This is a genomic window from Psychrobacter piscatorii (assembly GCF_904846415.1).
Classification (GTDB): domain Bacteria; phylum Pseudomonadota; class Gammaproteobacteria; order Pseudomonadales; family Moraxellaceae; genus Psychrobacter; species Psychrobacter piscatorii.
This window is the reverse complement of the sequence record NZ_CAJHAR010000002.1, coordinates 53709-70359: the sequence shown is the minus strand read 5'-3', so window position 1 is coordinate 70359 and position 16651 is coordinate 53709. Positions and strand designations below refer to the sequence as shown.

Sequence of the window (16651 nt, the reverse complement as noted above, 5' to 3'; positions counted from 1 at the left end):
TTCTTAACCCTGACAGCCAACCAGCCATAATGCACTGCGACTTTGCTTACTGAGTTGCGGTGTAGTCAAAGGCATAGCGATTGATGAATCAGCCTTACTCTCCAGACTGATCCCAACGCTCGCAATTAAGGCAGATAATAACTGAAATTTCACCGCATAGTTCATGTTTTGTGCGTGTTCATGAACGAGACTGGCAGTCACCATACCGACAACCTCGCCAGTTGGTAGCAACAAAGGACTACCACTAGAGCCAGGCTGAATGGGTGCGGTAAACTGAAGGTAACGGATGTCATCGTTTAAGCCCGTTAGCCCTGATATACAACCTTGTGTGACTTGTAGTTGACTGCTCAGTCCTGATAATGGAAACCCTAATGTGGTAATGGTCTCACCCAATATATCACTACATTGCTGTGCCAATGGGATATGGCTGGGCAATGGGTCGCTGACTCTGATAATAGCGGAGTCGCTACCGATATCACTGAGCACGACTTGTGCCTCGCGATCAGGCTGACCTTGCTGACGTATGCCAATTATTTGAGCCGACTCAATCACATGATAGCAGGTAAGCAAGTGGTACGGATCAATGGCAAACGCCGTCCCTGTCCATGTTTCACCTGCCTGCACTTGACGAGGCGGACGCATTTCATTGTGAGGGTAGGCTTGCTGTTGCTGTTGCTGTGCTGCTTGGATACGTGCATGTGTGTTGGGTGGACGAACATCAAGACTGACTTGTACTCTCTGTTCAAGACTCACCAAACCTTGGGTCGAAGCTTCGCCAAGCGCTCGACATTTAAACTGTCCATTACGCTTATATATCTCTAATATAATGGCGGCTTTGACGTGGCGTACGCGCGCTGTAAAGTCATAGCGAAGTGCACCATGATTGAGATTTAGGCAAACGTCGCTTAGCTCAACCGCAGGCAAGTTCAGGCTAGGCTCATCGTAAGTATAAGCAATCAGCTGTAAAAAATGCACACCTTGTTGCTCAAACAATTTGGGTAGATCAAGCTGCCATTTGCTTGGGTTATTGGCATCATCTATCGTTGCCCAGTCTTTGGGCTCATGTAAATAAGCTGGGCTACAAACGGCCTGACGATTGGCATCTAGAGGCAGCCATAGTAGCCCAAGCTGCTGTCCAAACCTAAGCGGAGAAGCGCTAGAAAATGCGATCGAGCAGCGCACGTCTGCGATAACAGCATTGGCGCCTAACACGAGTGTGGTCTGTGCTGTCATCATCTACCTCTTATTGGATATATGTTCGATCGTCAGTCGATCTTTATGTTGCCTGCTTATTTTTACTTACTCAGTAGTATCTTCAATTTTTACGCCCACCATAATGGAGCGTACTTGACAGGGTGTTATTTGTTGCGTGATATCAGCCAGTGTTGGCTTATCAGTTAGACCAAGCCAATAGCCAAAGCCAACCTGTGTCAAATCCACACCGCTATGCGTCGTGTAACCAATACCACCAGACGGGCGGCTATTGATCTCAAGCACACGGTGCTGACCGTCATCATCAGCTTTGGTCTGCACACTGACAATACCATCACAGCCAAAAGCTTTAATTAATGGAGTCACCACATCCATGACGGATTGCTCATAGCCGATATGCTGGATTTTGCCTGTTTTATAACGAGTAACGGCGGCCAATACTTCACCGTATTCGCAGACCACATCGATAGAGTATTCCTGCCCTGATAGATACGGCATAACCAGCATAGGAATAGGGCGCTCACGTACCATCAGACTATTGGTGTAAGCATTAATAAATTGTGCGGTATTGATCTTTTTCTCTTCGGTAAAGTACAAGTGCTCAAAGCTATCGTAGTGCTCATCAGGTTCTTTGCCTAAATCCAATCGCCAAAATCCTTGGGCAAAAATACCAACAACCGGTTTGATACATAGCGGCTGATGACCGTGTTCGGCGAGTAAAGCCTCAAGCTCGGCTACATTGTCAAAACGCCAAGCATCAGCGACAGGGATATTATGCTGATGGCACTGTTGCATAAAGGCAAATTTATCTTCGATCGACTCTAGTGCTACTACGCTGGTTGCGCCTGTAAGCAAACGAATACCAGCGGCATCAAACGCCTCACGATGCGCTTCATAATCGACCCCATTGCGGCCCGTCAATAAGACTTTAACGTTGTTCTCTTTGGCGTGTTCCAAGACGAATTGCCAGCGAGGCGTCGCTGACTTAGTCATTTCTTCTATATTATCCTCTATCTCATCAACTATGGCTGCTTTTGCCGGATACGGTTCGCGATAGACCTTATCAGCAAATTCAAAAATCTCAGGTCGGTTATGACGGTGTGAGGCGATAATATGAAAGGCGCCGGTTGATTTACTTTTTAAGTTTTGTAAGCTCTCTAACATATCGCGCTGGCTGGATTGACCCTCAGCTAACCAAGCAGCTATTGATGTGGATTGGAAGCTATCGTTAGCAAGGTTAATCATAATTCTCTCAGCGTTATTATCATATGTAGGGGGTTGGATGAGTGGATACGGTTGTTGAAAACTAGCGGCAGTATAGTCAAAATTTGATCATTCAGCAGCATATATTATATACAAATGGCACAGGTTATAAATGCCCCTGATGAAATAGGCAAAAGGATTTGTAAGAGTGATTTTGTAGCTAGTAGCGCGATTGCTCGGTTTAAAATGTTCATAATATTCATGCTACTATATGACGATAGTGAGCATGCCAATTACAACAATGACAATATAATAAAGAATCCAAAGGACGTATGATGAATCAACCTCAACAACTAGTCGCAGGTGCCAATGCGCCATTACCAACTGATAATATTAGTGTTCGCATCTTAAGCCAAAATGCCATTGATTGCGCCGCTTATCGTCTGACGACTGATGGCAAAGTACGCGGCGATGGTGACATGATATTTTATGGTCAGAAACGTAGCGATGACGGCAATGTTAGTTTTCGTGGTCACGATAGCGACGGATTTTTTGATATTAACCTACCTGCGCAGCCTGCGAGTATTGAAAAAATTGCCTTGGCATTCTCTAGCGCGCAGACGTTGGCACAAGTTGGCGATGTCGATATTCAAGTACTACAAGGCAGTCAGGTATTGATGACTTGTCAGCTGAGCAGTGCTGGACGTAACGAAAAAGCCATTATTTTGGCGGAGTGCTATCGTCGGCAGGGCAGCTGGAAGTTTCGTTTTATCGCTCAAGGATTTGAGGGAGGTTTAAAACCGTTATCTGAACATTTCGGAGTTGAAATCGCAGATGAAGCGCCAGCGCAACATCAGAACGCATCGCAGAATCAGGCTCAGCCTATTAATACGCAGCGACCCATCAATACGCAAAAAGCAGGCAGTACCTCTCAAGCGAACACCCCGCCACCGATTCCTGCTACTCCTTCGATTAATCTTAGTAAAATCACCTTAACCAAGAACCAATCGAGCATCAATCTGAAAAAGCGTGACGACTTTGGCAAAATCTCAGTGAACTTAGATTGGAACCAACGTCCAGAGAGTAATAATTCAGCACCCAAAAAAGGCCTATTAGGCGATCTGTTTAAGCAGCATCAATCAAGCGGTATCGATCTAGATGTTGGCGCGATGATTCATCTGAAAAACGGTGAAAAAACCCTCATTCAGGCATTGGGTGATCGCTTTGGTAGTCTACAATCAGCGCCGTATGTGTGTTTGCGAGCGGATGATAGAACGGGGCAGGTAAGTGGTGGCGAGTGGCTCGATATCAACGGTCAGCAGTGGTCACAGATTGAAGAGGTGTTTATCTTTGCCTTTATTTATGAGGGCGCGCCAAACTGGGAAAAAACCGATGGGGTCGTGACGATTCATGTACCCGATCAGTCACCGATTGAGACTCGCCTAACAGAAGGGGCTGGTAACTTGCCGATGTGTGCTATTGCACGTTTGGTCAATCAGCAAGGCAGTATCAATGTTGAACGTATTAACCAATACTTTAAAGGACATCAAGAGATGGATAAGGCCTTTAACTGGGGCTTTAGCTGGAAGCGTGGTCGTAAATAATATTTTTAGTCTATAAATGATAAGCAAAAAAGAGCGGCCCATCTATCAATAGATGGGCCGCTCTTTTTTGAAATAAACTATTTAACTAGATTATTAATACTCCAGTTAAGGGCTCAACTCGTTAAGCATGTGGCGTAATCGCTGGCATTAAGTCATGGAAGGTGCGACCAGACGCAGTCTCACCAATAGCGTGCATTTTCCATTCGTTGTTATGACGATAGACTTTTGCCATCACCATAGCAGTGTGTCCACCTTGTGCCGATAAGTTGTAGCGAGCTACTTCACTGTTGTTATTGGCATTAACGATACGGCAAAACGCATTTTCGACCGTCTCAAACGTCTGACCCGTAAAGCTGTTGACCGTAAATACTAATGAAGTCACGTTGGCTGGGACTTTTGAGAGATCAACGTTGATGACTTCATCATCACCATCGCCGTCGCCAGTACGGTTGTCACCCGTATGAACGATACTGCCATCTTTTGATTTAAGCTGACTGAACCAAATAGCATCGACCGCTTGTTTATTGGCGTCAAACATGATGCACGAAGCATCCAAATCGATAGAATCACCGCCGCTACCGCCGCCAAATAATTTACCTAAAAAGCTACCTTTCTTGTCTTGTGGACCTTGAGCGACATCCCAGCCTAGACCCAATTTAACTTGAGTCAGCTCGCCGCCTGCTTCTTTACTTAGGGAGATTTTCTGCCCTTTTTGTAGACTAACTGCCATGTGAGTATCCTTATAGTAATTGTGAGTAAAACTGCTTAAACATAGTTCTAAAAGACGCTATAAGATATTATCTAAAAAACCACCGTTGCCGCCGCGTCCACCTGAGCTCGTTCCTAAGACACTTTGCAGCCATCCTTGATAGCTGTCACGATTGCGTGAGCAAATGATTACCTTGCCACTGCCCGAAAAGTTCAAAACCATACCCTCGCCACTGGTGACGGAGTTGATGATATTGCTCATGATGCCTTTTTTCTTACTGGTCGAGACGGACAGTTTATAATCGAGGTTCGAATCCCAGCAAACCACATGACCATTATCAATGATGACATCTTTGTCTGGGGTGACCTCAATCTCAAACAATGAGCCAAAACCAGATACTACAACCTGACCTTTTCCTTGAGTCTGCATGACCATAAAACCGCCCGTATCACCAAATACCGCGCCGCCTAAATTGCGCTGAATATTGGCTCTGATATCAACGCCAGTTTGTGCCGCGACAAAAGCACCATCACTCAATGTATATTGCTGTGACCCCACCTCGATGATTTGCATATCGCCATCTAGTGTGGGGGCAAGCAAGCAATCACCTTCACCATTGACTGCTTCAATCTGCTGTTGAAACAACGATTCATCATTGGCAAAACGGCGCATGAGCGATTGCATCAAGCCACCTTGTAGCTTACCTTTTAGCTCAAGGTTAGACTCCATCATCACCATTGCATTGGCTTCACAATAAATTGAATCGCCTTTTTTGAGATTACAATGCAAAAAAGGCTCAATAGTACCGATTAAACTGAATGTTGCGGCCATGGGGTGCAAATCCTTATTCTAATATTTTTGATAGGTGCTCTTAATGTGTGGAGATAGACCTATGTGTTTTAGCGTTTTTATATTGATGGGCCTATTAAATTTAAAGCCATCAAATGCGTTAAAAGGGCACACTTGATGGCTTATGGGCGTTGCTATCAAAAACTGATAGCAACGCTTGGCTCGCTAGATATTCACGTCAATTTAACGTTACACATTTACGCCATAAGACGCTGCTAATGGTCCCAGACCACCGCTGAAACCTTGACCGACGGCACGGAATTTCCAGTCGCCGTTATGACGATATAGCTCACCAAAGATCATAGCCGTTTCAGTGCTGCCATCTTCTGATAGGTCGTAACGGGCAATTTCAGCTGCGCCATTGTCGTTTACGACACGGATATAAGCATCGCCAACTTGACCGAAGTTTTGGTTACGTGCTTGGCCTTCATATATAATCGCACAAATGGCAACTTTGCTCACGTCAGCTGGGATGCTCGCAAGATTGATTTTGATTTTTTCGTCATCGCCATCGCCTTCGCCAGTACGGTTGTCACCAGTGTGCTCAACGGCACCATTGTCTGACTTTAGGTTATTAAAAAAGATAAAATCTTGGTCGTTACGGACTTTGCCTGCTTCGTTGATTAAGAAGCCAATAGCATCCAAGTCAAACTCTTGACCGTCAGTTGCGCGTGGATCCCAGCCTAGACCAACTGTAATGTTGGTTAAACCTGGTGCTTCTTTTGATAAGTTTACGTTGCCGCCTTTTGTTAAGCTAATAGCCATACAAATATCCTTTGGATTAATAATTAAGTGGATTGGGTTTAAAAAATAAACTAAAAGTTGTGCAGTGACTGATATGAAAGGACAACTGGCAAAGAACCTACCTGTACACCACGTCCTGCATATCATTACGTTTTACTATACTAAGCGTTTGCTCACTAAGCAAGGCGTATTTTGTGCGCTTACTATATGCTTACTAAGCGACATAATAACCCTGCATTTTCGATACTTTTTAATCATCTTAGCAATAGTGGTTAACGTATTGTTATGCAAAGGTAAATTATTCTACAGCTGTTTTCTTTGAATTAAGCCATAGAATGAAGAGAAACCTACCTTAGTTGCAAAGACATCACCAAAAAAAGCGGGTCGTACCAGATATGTTGGTACGACCCGCTGTGAGCCTAAAAACTCAATACAATTTAGACGTAATATTGTGCTGAATAATCTATCGATAAAAGTATTTAGATAAAGCTTTTATTCGGCAAAAACAGACCAGCCCGTTTCTTGTACAAACAGCTCTAATGCTTTTAACCCAAGCTTGGAGTTGCCGATATGATCCAGCCCTGGCGACCAGACAGCGATAGAGCCTTTACCGGGAGCTATGGTCAAAATACCGCCACCAACCCCACTTTTACCAGGCAAACCGACGCGATAGGCAAACTCACCAGACCCATCGTAATGACCGCACATCATCATTAGTGAGTTAATCCTTCTTGCTCGATGCTCGTTGATTACACGTACCCCTGAGTGCTTATCAACTCCGTTAGAGACCAAATACAGACCAGCGCTGGCTAATTGCTGGCAATTCATCTCGATCGAGCATTGATGAAAGTAAGTACCCAACACCTTGTCCACATCGTGCTTGAGACGACCAAAGGATTTCATAAAGTGCGCAAGCGAGGCGTTGCGGTCTTTGTGCTCCATCTCAGACGCTGCCACTTTGTGGTCAAAACGGATGGACTCATCGTCCGTAATAAAATGCACAAACTGTAGAATCTCAGCCAATATTTCTCTAGGTTCGTGGCCCATCATGATCGCATCTACCACCGCAATGGCACCAGCATTGATGAATGGATTGCGCGGTCGACCAGTTTCATGTTCTAGCATGACGATTGAGTTGAAAGGGTCACCTGAGGGTTCACGACCAACGTGTGTCCAAAGTCCATCGCCCAACTTGCCAAGTGCAATGGTTAGGGTGAATATCTTAGAGATACTTTGGATCGAAAACAGAGTGCTCGCATTGCCTGCTGTATACATCTTTCCGTCAGGTGTCGCGACTGCAATACCAAACTGGTTTGGATCTACATGGGCCAGTTGTGGGATATAGTCCGCTACTTTTCCACGATCGGTTTCAAGTGCCATCTGTGCGGCAATATCATCAAGAATCTGTTGCATAGTGGTTGAAAGGTCTCATTTTTGGTGAGTGATTAATGGACGAGGATTCTAACCGAATAACGCATAGTAGTGATGAGAAAATTGTATGTGAAGCAAAATACGTACCTATTTTGGCGATAGGTAAGGATTCGCCGTGTAACTAACGCCTGCCATTATAACGCAAAAAAGCAGGCCATATCTGATGATACGACCTGCTTAAGCTACACAGCATCATGCGGACAATAGGTCTTAATTAAGCCTTGCTGCTTCCGCTTTACGATGTTTCAGCGATGCCCATAATGCAAAACCAATAAAGGCAATACCGATAAGACCAGTAATGATTTCTGGTACATGGAACTTCACTGACAACAGCATAATGATGGCCAAGGCACCGATGGCGTAATGTGCGCCATGCTCAAGATAAATAAACTCATCAAGCGTGCCTTTGTCTACCAAGAAGATAGTCATTGAACGCACGAACATCGCACCAATAGCAAGACCAAGCATGATAACGATGACATCATTGGTAATGGCAAATGCGCCAATCACACCATCGAAACTGAATGACGCATCGAGGACTTCTAAGTATAAGAAACCGATGATACCGCCTTTCATGATAGCGCTGGTCGCGGCTGCGCCACTTCCTTCGTTCTCTAAGTCTTCTTCAAGATCACCTTCTAGCATACCAGATACGACCTGTACACCAAGGTATACTAGAATACCCCAAACGCCAGCAATGAGCACAGCACTTGACTGCTCTGCGCTGGCCCATGATACGGCAATCATTAAGACGATAAGAGCAACAAATACGCTCATTGCATCGACTTTACCTAGCTTGACCAAACGGCTCTCAAGCCATTCAAACCAATGGACATCTTTGTCATCAAAAATAAAGTTCAAGAAAACCAATAGTAAGAAAATACCACCAAATGCTGAAATTTCAGCGTGATGTGCCATCAATCTGGCTGAGTATTCTTGAGGATTGTTCAATGCCAAGTCGATCACTTGCATCATACCAAGGTCAGCGGTAACCGCAACGATGACAATAGGGAAGACCAAGCGCATACCGAATACCGCGATTAAAATACCCACGGTTAAAAATATCTTTTTCCAAAATTCGTCCCAGCCCTTAAGGACTGAAGCGTTGACCACCGCGTTATCAAAAGATAACGAAATCTCCATGACGGCTAAAATAGCGGTAATCGATAGCGTGGTTATCATTCCACCCATACCGCCATGTGAATATCCCCACCATGCCGCTATTGCTAAGGCAATGATTGTGAAGATAATGTCTAAATAAAAATGTCTCATGACACATCCTGTCTGGTTGCGTAAAGCTGGTCTAGTATAGACACAAGCCGCAAAAAAGTGGTTATTGCTAACCACTTTTTATGCATAATTTTAAACGAAACGTAAAGCATTACTAGTCATTGGGGCATTAAAAATTGTGACTATTTGCAACGATGGTCGCTTGATATTTTGGACGTGCTAATCGGAATGGCTGATAGCGCAAATGCCAATAAAAATAAGGCTCTAGATATCAACGCCGTACTGATGACACATCGCTTGCAAGCCGCCTGAATAACCTTGACCTACCGCGCGGAATTTCCATTCGCCATTGTGGCGATACACTTCACCAAACACCATGGCGGTCTCAACAGAGTAGTCTTCTGCTAGATCAAAACGTACCACTTCAGTGCCGGTCTCTTCATTGACAACGCGGATAAAGGCATTGGCTACCTGACCGAAGTTTTGGTTGCGAGTAGCAGCGTCATGGATAGTCACCGTCACAACTACCTTATCAACGTCAGCAGGTACTTGGGTTAAGTTTACTTTGATAACTTCATCATCACCATCGCCTTCGCCAGTACGGTTATCACCCGTGTGCTCGACCGCGCCATTATCAGACTTCAGCTGATTATAAAAAATAAAGTCATGGTCGCCGCGCACTTTACCTGCACCATTTAGCAAAAATACACTGGCATCAAGATCGAACTCAGCACCAGAGGTGGCGCGCTCATCCCAGCCTAGACCGATTAGTAGCTTGGTCAAATTTGGATCAGTTTTCGTTAGCGATAAGTTACCGCCTTTGTTAAGTGATAAAGCCATGGTGTTATCCTTGTTATTAGACGTTAGAGATTTAATGACATAAAAGGCGATGCTTACGCTATAACTGCGCAAATCCATCGCCTAGTAATGCTCTATCATAACAACAAAAAATGACCCAATCAAAGCCGATTGGGTCATGGTTATATTTCATATACATTGGGCAAAAACCTAAGTTTCAGGTAGTTACGCTATTTATTATAGCTACCTTGTTCATGGCATTTGCCTATATAGCAGCAGTGCTCACTCATAAATGCTTATCTATAGACTCTGACGATGGCGAATCTCAAAGCTTTGATGAATAGGCTTTTTGATATTGAAATCAAAACCAATCGTTTTTTGCGTGATATTAACGATATCGTAGCGCTCGACTAACTGCTCATCTAGCTCAAAGCGCGTGAAGTTATTAGAGAAATACAAAACGCCATCAGACGTTAAGCGGTTCATGGCCCGATTGATCAGAGCTGCATGATCACGCTGCACATCAAAGGTGCCTTGAAACTTCTTCGAGTTTGAGAAAGTCGGCGGATCAATAAAGATAATATCAAACTGCTCGGTGTTGTCTTTAATCCATTCAAAAATATCGGCGGCAACGAATTGATATTTATTGCGGCTGACGTCTAGACCATTGAGCACAAAGTTCTGTTTGCCCCAATCTAAATAGTTCTGTGACAAGTCAACGCTCGTGACTTTTTTGGCACCAGCAAGCGCTGCATGCACACTGGCGGTACAAGTATAAGCAAACAGGTTTAAGACAGATTTGCCGCGACTGTTGTCTTTAATACGAGCACGCATATTACGGTGATCGATGAACAGCCCCGTGTCTAGATAGTCCGTAAAGTTAACATAAAAATAAGCACCATCTTCGCGGGCGACATGAAACTTGCCGCGTTTTTCTGTGGTGTTCTGTTTACTGTACTGATCGTTACCAGACTGACGGGCACGCGTTTTGATAAAAATCTGTTCACGATTAATATCAAAGACTTCACGGATACCCATCAGTGCTAGGTTAAAGCGTTTTTTAGCCGTTTCAGGTGGAATGGTTTTAGGCGGTGCATACTCTTGCACGTGGGCATAATCGCCGTATAAATCGATCGCGACTTTGAAGTCAGGCAAGTCGGCATCGTAGACGCGAATGTTGCTAACATTGTCTTTTTTAGCCAGTTTCTTAAGCTTGGTCAGATTTTTTTGCAGACGATTAATAAAGTCCTGTCCGTCTTCTACTTCGATCTCACGCTTTTCAAAACGGCTGACAAGATTGCCTGTCTGTCCAGCGATAAGCGTTCCGTAGCGGAAATAGACGGTGATCGCGCCATTATGACAGCGTAACGTTTTTGGTTCTTTAATCGGTAGGATATCTACTTGCTCGACACGAGCAGCCAATATGCCAAGCATTGGATCGATACCGCTGCCCGCAAAGCTGTCTTGTACAATCAGGCCAATGGCTTGATACAGTGGCTTGATCATTTCTTCATCACCCAAACGCTCACCATAAGGCGGGTTGGTAATGATTAAAGGATTACTCAATCGACCATCATCCACGAGCGGCTTTAGGGCGCTACCGAGTTGATCAAGCGCACGCTGTTCGATGTCGAGTAGCGGGAGTAAGTCTTGAAGTCCTGCCGCGATGAGGTTTTTTTCGGTTGCGATAATCGCGCCATTATCAGCATCAAAACCCAACACAAGCGGCAGCGTATCTGGTTGCTCATTGGCAATCTCTAATGCTTCGCGAAAACGTGTCTGTGCATCCTCAATCATCTCCTGCCATAGCGTCTCGTCATGATGCTGCCACTCATAGAATCCAAATTGATTGGCAGCTTTGTCGATACCTACAGCATAATCACAGTGCATGAGTAGCGCTTCGATAAGGAAGGTACCAGAGCCACACATTGGGTCTATTAACGCATTATAGTAAGGCGCATCGCCTGCGTCGTTTTTCTTGTGCCAACCAGCGCTATAGAGTAGGGCAGCTGCCAAGTTTTCTTTTAATGGGGCTTCTGTCATAGCCACACGATAACCACGGCGATGCAAACTGGTCCCTGATAAATCTAAATACAACTCGGCTTGTTTGTCATTGACAGTCGCAAAGATAGAAAAATCTGGGTTTTTGCTATCGACATTCGGACGGCTGTCGTACACTTCATTGAAGGTATCCGCAATGGCGTCTTTGACACGTAGCATGGCAAACTGCTGACTGACGGCAACGCGCTTATCAACAGATAGACGAATGGCAAAGGTTTGCTCTAAGCTAAACTGCTCAGTCCAATTGATGGATTTTGCCAAACCATATAGCTGCTCTGCAACATCGTATTCTGCATTGATGTTTTTGCGTTTGATGAGCATTAATACCCGAGAAGCCACACGTGACCAAAGGCAGATGGTATACAAGTCGCGTAAATCACCCGTGACGGCAAGACGACCAGTACTTTTGATTTCGCTATCAATACCGAAACTTGTCAGCTCAGTCTGCAGCGGTGCCTCAAGCCCATCGGCACAAGTAATGATAAGATCAAGCGACAATGTAGAAGAGGGTGCAGCTGCGGTTTGTTCGGTCATACGGGTACCTGTGGGCTAAATTAACAAAAGAGGCAAATAATAAAATAGATGTTTTAACCAGTAATTTTACCATAATTCACAGTAGGATGGTTCAAAGTGGCAATGTTTAAGGTGCAATAGGTGCGACAAGTTTGAGGTGCGATAGATAAATACATGAAAATAAATCAGCTACTCATCCTTTGCCAATGATGACTTTCCCGATACAACTTGAGTGGTGGTCGCAAAAGGCTTAGTAGCGATAGGGTAGTCGACGTCTTTTGGCATGAGCAGGCGCATATGTGGATAGGGCGTCGAGATATTGGCCGCATCAAAGGCAATTTTTATCTCTTCTTGTAGCACTTCTTTGATTTTGGGTATACGTGCCACGGCTGCTGGCTTGACCCAAAAACGCACGATAAAAAATACGCCATACTCCCCAATTTCTGCTACGGTCGCTGAAGTCTCAGGACGATTGAGTACTGCATCGGTATTGCTGAGTACTTGCAAAATCTCTTTGCGTGCCAGCTCGATATCATCTTCAAAGGCAATACGGACACGAATATCAAAACGTATAAAGTTTTTGGAGGTCAAATTAATCACTTCTGAGGAGGCGACATTAGAGTTTGGAATAATAACAGTAATATTGTCTCGAGTTAGGATATGAGTAGTGCGCAAGGCAATAAGCACCACGCGCCCCTCATTATCATTGATATGAATCCAGTCCCCAACTTGAAAGGACTGTTCTAGCAAAATAGTGATACCGGCGATAAAGTTGGCAAGCGTCGATTGAGCAGCGAAACCGACGGCTAAGCCGACAATACCCAAACCTGCAACTAGCGATACGATATCAAAACCAAATTGCGCCATCACGCTGGCGAGCCCAAGTACCAATAGGAGTACCGACAAGATATTTTTGAGCAGCTGCTCTATCGAGGCATTGAGTCCATAATGCTGTAGGACTTTATGAATAATTTGACCAGACGACGCCCACAGTACGTAGTAGATACCAGCCCACGTACTTGCTTTTGCTGTCGCCTTGATGGTTTCTGGTTCAAAATTTATCTGACTCATGATCGCTATCAGACTGGCGACAATCCAAACGTAACGTAGCGTTGAGCGGGCAATCTTGGTACGGCGATCATTTAAACGAATTTTAGCTCTGCTTTGCTTGAGAATATAATTGGCCAACCAATAAAAAAATCCCAATACCGCAAGCAGTATTAGGATTTTTATGCCAGTGCTGGCAAGCTCTACTGCTTGAGAAGACCAATTGAGCGACTCTTCGTCTATAGATCCGCCAAGCGCAAGGTAGAGGCTAGTATGCAGGTCACGAATGATTTCTTTAAAAAAGTCGGTAACACTAGCGATTGGATTTTTTCGTCCATGCAGGGTGTGTGTATACAAGGTTTAATAAATGAGGTATCTGGTCACACGTTACCTCAAGTTGTCTAGTCAATCAAATATAGCATGAGTGATGACTAAGCCTAACTCTATTTTTTTAGAGCAAGGCTTGGCTGTAAATTAAAAATTGTCTTCTTGCGCGTCTTGAGATTGGTAGGGTATTTCCATTTTGTCTTGCACATCACGTAATGCCGTACGCAGTCCTTCTAATATCGTAGGGTGATAAAAAGGCGTATCGAGCATGTCTTTAATACTCAAGTCATTGGTAATCGCTGTGGCCAATATATGACCGATGTATTCAGCATCAGGGCCCACCATGCTAGCGCCTAATATTCTGTCGGTTTTTTTGCAGCCATAGATATGTAGCAGACCACAATTAACACCCATCACACGGCTACGCCCTTGGTTATCAAAACTTACACTACCAATCACAAACTCTAACTCAGGATCTTCTTGAATCTCGGGTAGAGACATGCCGACATTGACGATTTGCGGCGAGCAAAATACGATAGAAAAAGGGGTAGCTGGCGGACGGATATAGGCATCTTCTGTATTTTCACAGACCATGTTACCAGCACTATAGCCCTCATCGCTCGCTACGTGCAGCAGAGGAATGTGAGCATTGGCGTCTCCAACGATATAGATGTTTGAATCGCCAATTTGCCCCGTCTTTTTACTTAAGTTTTTCGGACGGTTCTTGTCATCGAGCTCAACGCCTAGATTTTCGATACCTAGCTGTTTGATATTGTTGCGGCGGCCAGTAGCGACTAACACACACTCACCTTGCCACTGCTGCGATGCACCAGCACTGTCTTCATATTCAATAAACGCACTATCGCTACCTGCATCAGCCTTTGTGCCGACATCAGTGATTTTACTGCCCAAATGCATGGTTAGCTCACTACTTAAGCAGTCGATTGCTTTGTCATTGATGTCATCATCTTTTAGGCCAGCCACTCGTTTGACTCGGTTAAACAGAGTAACCTCTACGCCTAAACGCGTAAATGCTTGCGCAAGTTCTAGTCCAATGGCTCCTGCGCCTACCACTGCCATAGAGTTGGGTAAATCTGTAAGCTCAAACACACTATCAGAAGTGAGCATGGTATCACCAAGCTTATCCGCCCAACCATCCGGTATAGACGGTGAGCTACCTGTCGCTACAATAATTTGTTCCGCCGCAATGCGCTCATCATTGACTTCGATTAGCCCTTGCTCGTTAATATGAGCACGTCCATCGATTTTTTTGTGATCGGGCCAGCTATCTACTTGTTTTTTGATGTAGCTAGCAAAATGACTGCGCTCATCACGTACACGCTGCATCACCTGTTTGCCATCTATTTGCGCAGTTGCATGGATACCAAACTCAGCCGAATGATTGGCATCACGTGCACGATCTGCCGCTGCAATCAGTAGTTTGCTAGGCATACAGCCGACAGCGATACAGGTTGTTGTCCAAAACCCTTCGTTGATAATGACGACATCGTCTTTGATTTTACTTGCTTGGCGAAAGGCATTTTGACCTGCAGTACCTGCGCCAATAATGGCAACAGATACTTTGCGTGTGACTTCATGTGGCGTATTATCAGCAGTAGTACCAGACTGTTTATTCATATTATTCTCTAGTAAGGAAGGGTGTTAGTGGTATTTCCAGTTATCAGCTCAGACTTGTGTATGCGCTCTTTTAGCATTTTTATGGCGAATACTCGACCTAGTCTATTGTGTAGATTATGGTGCCAATATGGTTAGTAAGCGACTGGTGTAATCTTTGGCGCGTAGGTTACGCTGTGCGTGAGTCAGCTCGCCCTCTTTATCAAACACAAATGCCGAGCGTACTAGCCCCAAAGTAATGTTGCCGTACATGTTCTTTTCTTTAATGACCTCAAAATACTGGCATAGCTTTTCGTCGGCATCACTCACAAGTGGAATCTGCAAGTCATATTTATCGATGAATTTTTCGTGGGATTCAACGCTATCACGAGAGACGCCAACGATATCATATCCTAAATCGTCAAAGTCGTGGATATGCGCCGTGAACTCTGTCGCTTGTGTGGTGCAGCCTGGTGTGTTGTCTTTGGGATAAAAATAGAGAATAAGACCTTTATCGGTATTGGCAACCATCTCTTTGAGACTGATCTCATCATGGATAAAGTTTCCGGCAATTTTGCGTACGATGGTCACTGGAAAGTCGGGTAGGTTGATCGTTTCTGTTGTTGGCTTTGCCATGGTAAAATCCTTATTAATTTTGGTTATGTATATTGGTTTTTTGATGGTTTAGATAGGGTTCTATTTATCGTCTTCTTATTATAGGCAGATTGGTAGCAATAAATAATCAGTTTTACACTTTGCTCATTCATTGGCAACAAAAAAGACTGGCAATAGCCAGTCTTTTGTATATCAAACGAATAGTAATTAAGCAGGCTTTTGCGGCTGCTTCAAGTCTAAGCCGACTGTGCACTGCTGCAAGTCTTTTTGCATGGTCTTGACGTATGGCAAGCTTGAAGGGTCTTTTTTGTCTTTTGCGTAGCTTTCGATTTCCCACATCTGACCAATCGTCATATTGCTACGGACACCAATGGTACAATTACATAATTTGGTGGCGTCGCCCTTGTCAGCAACTTTATATTTGACTGCGCCATTGACACATGAGTTGATATTACTTTGCTTAATATCAGTAGCATTCGCTTGTGGCATTGCAAATACGGCCGCTAAGGCTAGGGGTAATAATGGCAATAACTTCATAAGTTTCCTCTTACAGGTAGTGTCAATTTTGTAGATCTTGTAACCAATGCACAGTCATCTCATTAATATATAGGTGACTGTTACGATTATTGATATCTAATGAAAAATATATCTGGTGGCAGAGATAATTGTCCATACCATAGCAAGTATATTGATT

At 44.3% G+C, this 16651-nt stretch carries 14 protein-coding genes; 1 reads left to right on the top strand and 13 read right to left on the bottom strand.

Features of this window, described 5'->3' with window-relative positions; genetic code table 11:
* Positions 1 to 3: 3 nt before the first annotated feature.
* Positions 4 to 1233: a trypsin-like peptidase domain-containing protein gene (locus tag JMX83_RS01210; protein ID WP_201598364.1), complete on the bottom strand. Its 1230-nt coding sequence runs from the start codon at positions 1231 to 1233 to the stop codon at positions 4 to 6.
* 66 nt (positions 1234 to 1299) lie between these two features.
* Positions 1300 to 2457: an ATP-grasp domain-containing protein gene (locus JMX83_RS01205; protein WP_201598362.1), complete on the bottom strand. Its 1158-nt coding sequence runs from the start codon at positions 2455 to 2457 to the stop codon at positions 1300 to 1302.
* 293 nt (positions 2458 to 2750) lie between these two features.
* Here JMX83_RS01205 and JMX83_RS01200 point away from each other — a divergent pair, with 293 nt between their 5' ends.
* Positions 2751 to 4019 (top strand): TerD family protein, encoded by a 1269-nt coding sequence (locus tag JMX83_RS01200; RefSeq protein WP_201598360.1) that lies wholly within the window; start codon positions 2751 to 2753, stop codon positions 4017 to 4019.
* Between the two features lie 121 nt (positions 4020 to 4140).
* On the opposite strand, the gene JMX83_RS01195 is transcribed toward JMX83_RS01200, so the two are convergent.
* The 11 genes from JMX83_RS01195 to JMX83_RS01145 form a co-directional block, all read right to left on the bottom strand.
* Positions 4141 to 4749, bottom strand: coding sequence for a TerD family protein (locus JMX83_RS01195; RefSeq protein WP_201598358.1), 609 nt, complete (start codon positions 4747 to 4749; stop codon positions 4141 to 4143).
* A gap of 57 nt (positions 4750 to 4806) precedes the next feature.
* Positions 4807 to 5559: a TIGR00266 family protein gene (locus JMX83_RS01190; RefSeq protein ID WP_058024750.1), complete on the bottom strand. Its 753-nt coding sequence runs from the start codon at positions 5557 to 5559 to the stop codon at positions 4807 to 4809.
* A 207-nt stretch (positions 5560 to 5766) separates the two neighbouring features.
* Positions 5767 to 6342, bottom strand: coding sequence for a TerD family protein (locus JMX83_RS01185; protein ID WP_101206441.1), 576 nt, complete (start codon positions 6340 to 6342; stop codon positions 5767 to 5769).
* Positions 6343 to 6813: 471 nt separating this feature from the next.
* On the bottom strand, positions 6814 to 7734 hold the full coding sequence (locus JMX83_RS01180) for a glutaminase (protein WP_201598356.1): 921 nt from the start codon (positions 7732 to 7734) through the stop codon (positions 6814 to 6816).
* A gap of 228 nt (positions 7735 to 7962) precedes the next feature.
* On the bottom strand, positions 7963 to 9024 hold the full coding sequence (locus JMX83_RS01175; RefSeq protein ID WP_201598354.1) for a DUF475 domain-containing protein: 1062 nt from the start codon (positions 9022 to 9024) through the stop codon (positions 7963 to 7965).
* Between the two features lie 222 nt (positions 9025 to 9246).
* Positions 9247 to 9822, bottom strand: coding sequence for a TerD family protein (locus tag JMX83_RS01170; protein ID WP_058024753.1), 576 nt, complete (start codon positions 9820 to 9822; stop codon positions 9247 to 9249).
* Positions 9823 to 10080: 258 nt separating this feature from the next.
* Positions 10081 to 12375, bottom strand: a complete 2295-nt coding sequence (gene rlmKL / locus JMX83_RS01165) for a bifunctional 23S rRNA (guanine(2069)-N(7))-methyltransferase RlmK/23S rRNA (guanine(2445)-N(2))-methyltransferase RlmL (protein ID WP_201598351.1) — start codon at positions 12373 to 12375, stop codon at positions 10081 to 10083.
* A gap of 168 nt (positions 12376 to 12543) precedes the next feature.
* On the bottom strand, positions 12544 to 13758 hold the full coding sequence (locus JMX83_RS01160; RefSeq protein WP_227675660.1) for a mechanosensitive ion channel family protein: 1215 nt from the start codon (positions 13756 to 13758) through the stop codon (positions 12544 to 12546).
* 117 nt (positions 13759 to 13875) lie between these two features.
* The gene (locus JMX83_RS01155) at positions 13876 to 15366 is read right to left on the bottom strand and encodes a dihydrolipoyl dehydrogenase (protein ID WP_201598339.1); all 1491 of its coding nucleotides are present in this window, start codon (positions 15364 to 15366) and stop codon (positions 13876 to 13878) included.
* A 114-nt stretch (positions 15367 to 15480) separates the two neighbouring features.
* The gene (locus JMX83_RS01150) at positions 15481 to 15978 is read right to left on the bottom strand and encodes a peroxiredoxin (protein ID WP_201598336.1); all 498 of its coding nucleotides are present in this window, start codon (positions 15976 to 15978) and stop codon (positions 15481 to 15483) included.
* A gap of 186 nt (positions 15979 to 16164) precedes the next feature.
* On the bottom strand, positions 16165 to 16494 hold the full coding sequence (locus JMX83_RS01145; RefSeq protein ID WP_201598334.1) for a hypothetical protein: 330 nt from the start codon (positions 16492 to 16494) through the stop codon (positions 16165 to 16167).
* Positions 16495 to 16651 lie beyond the last annotated feature (157 nt).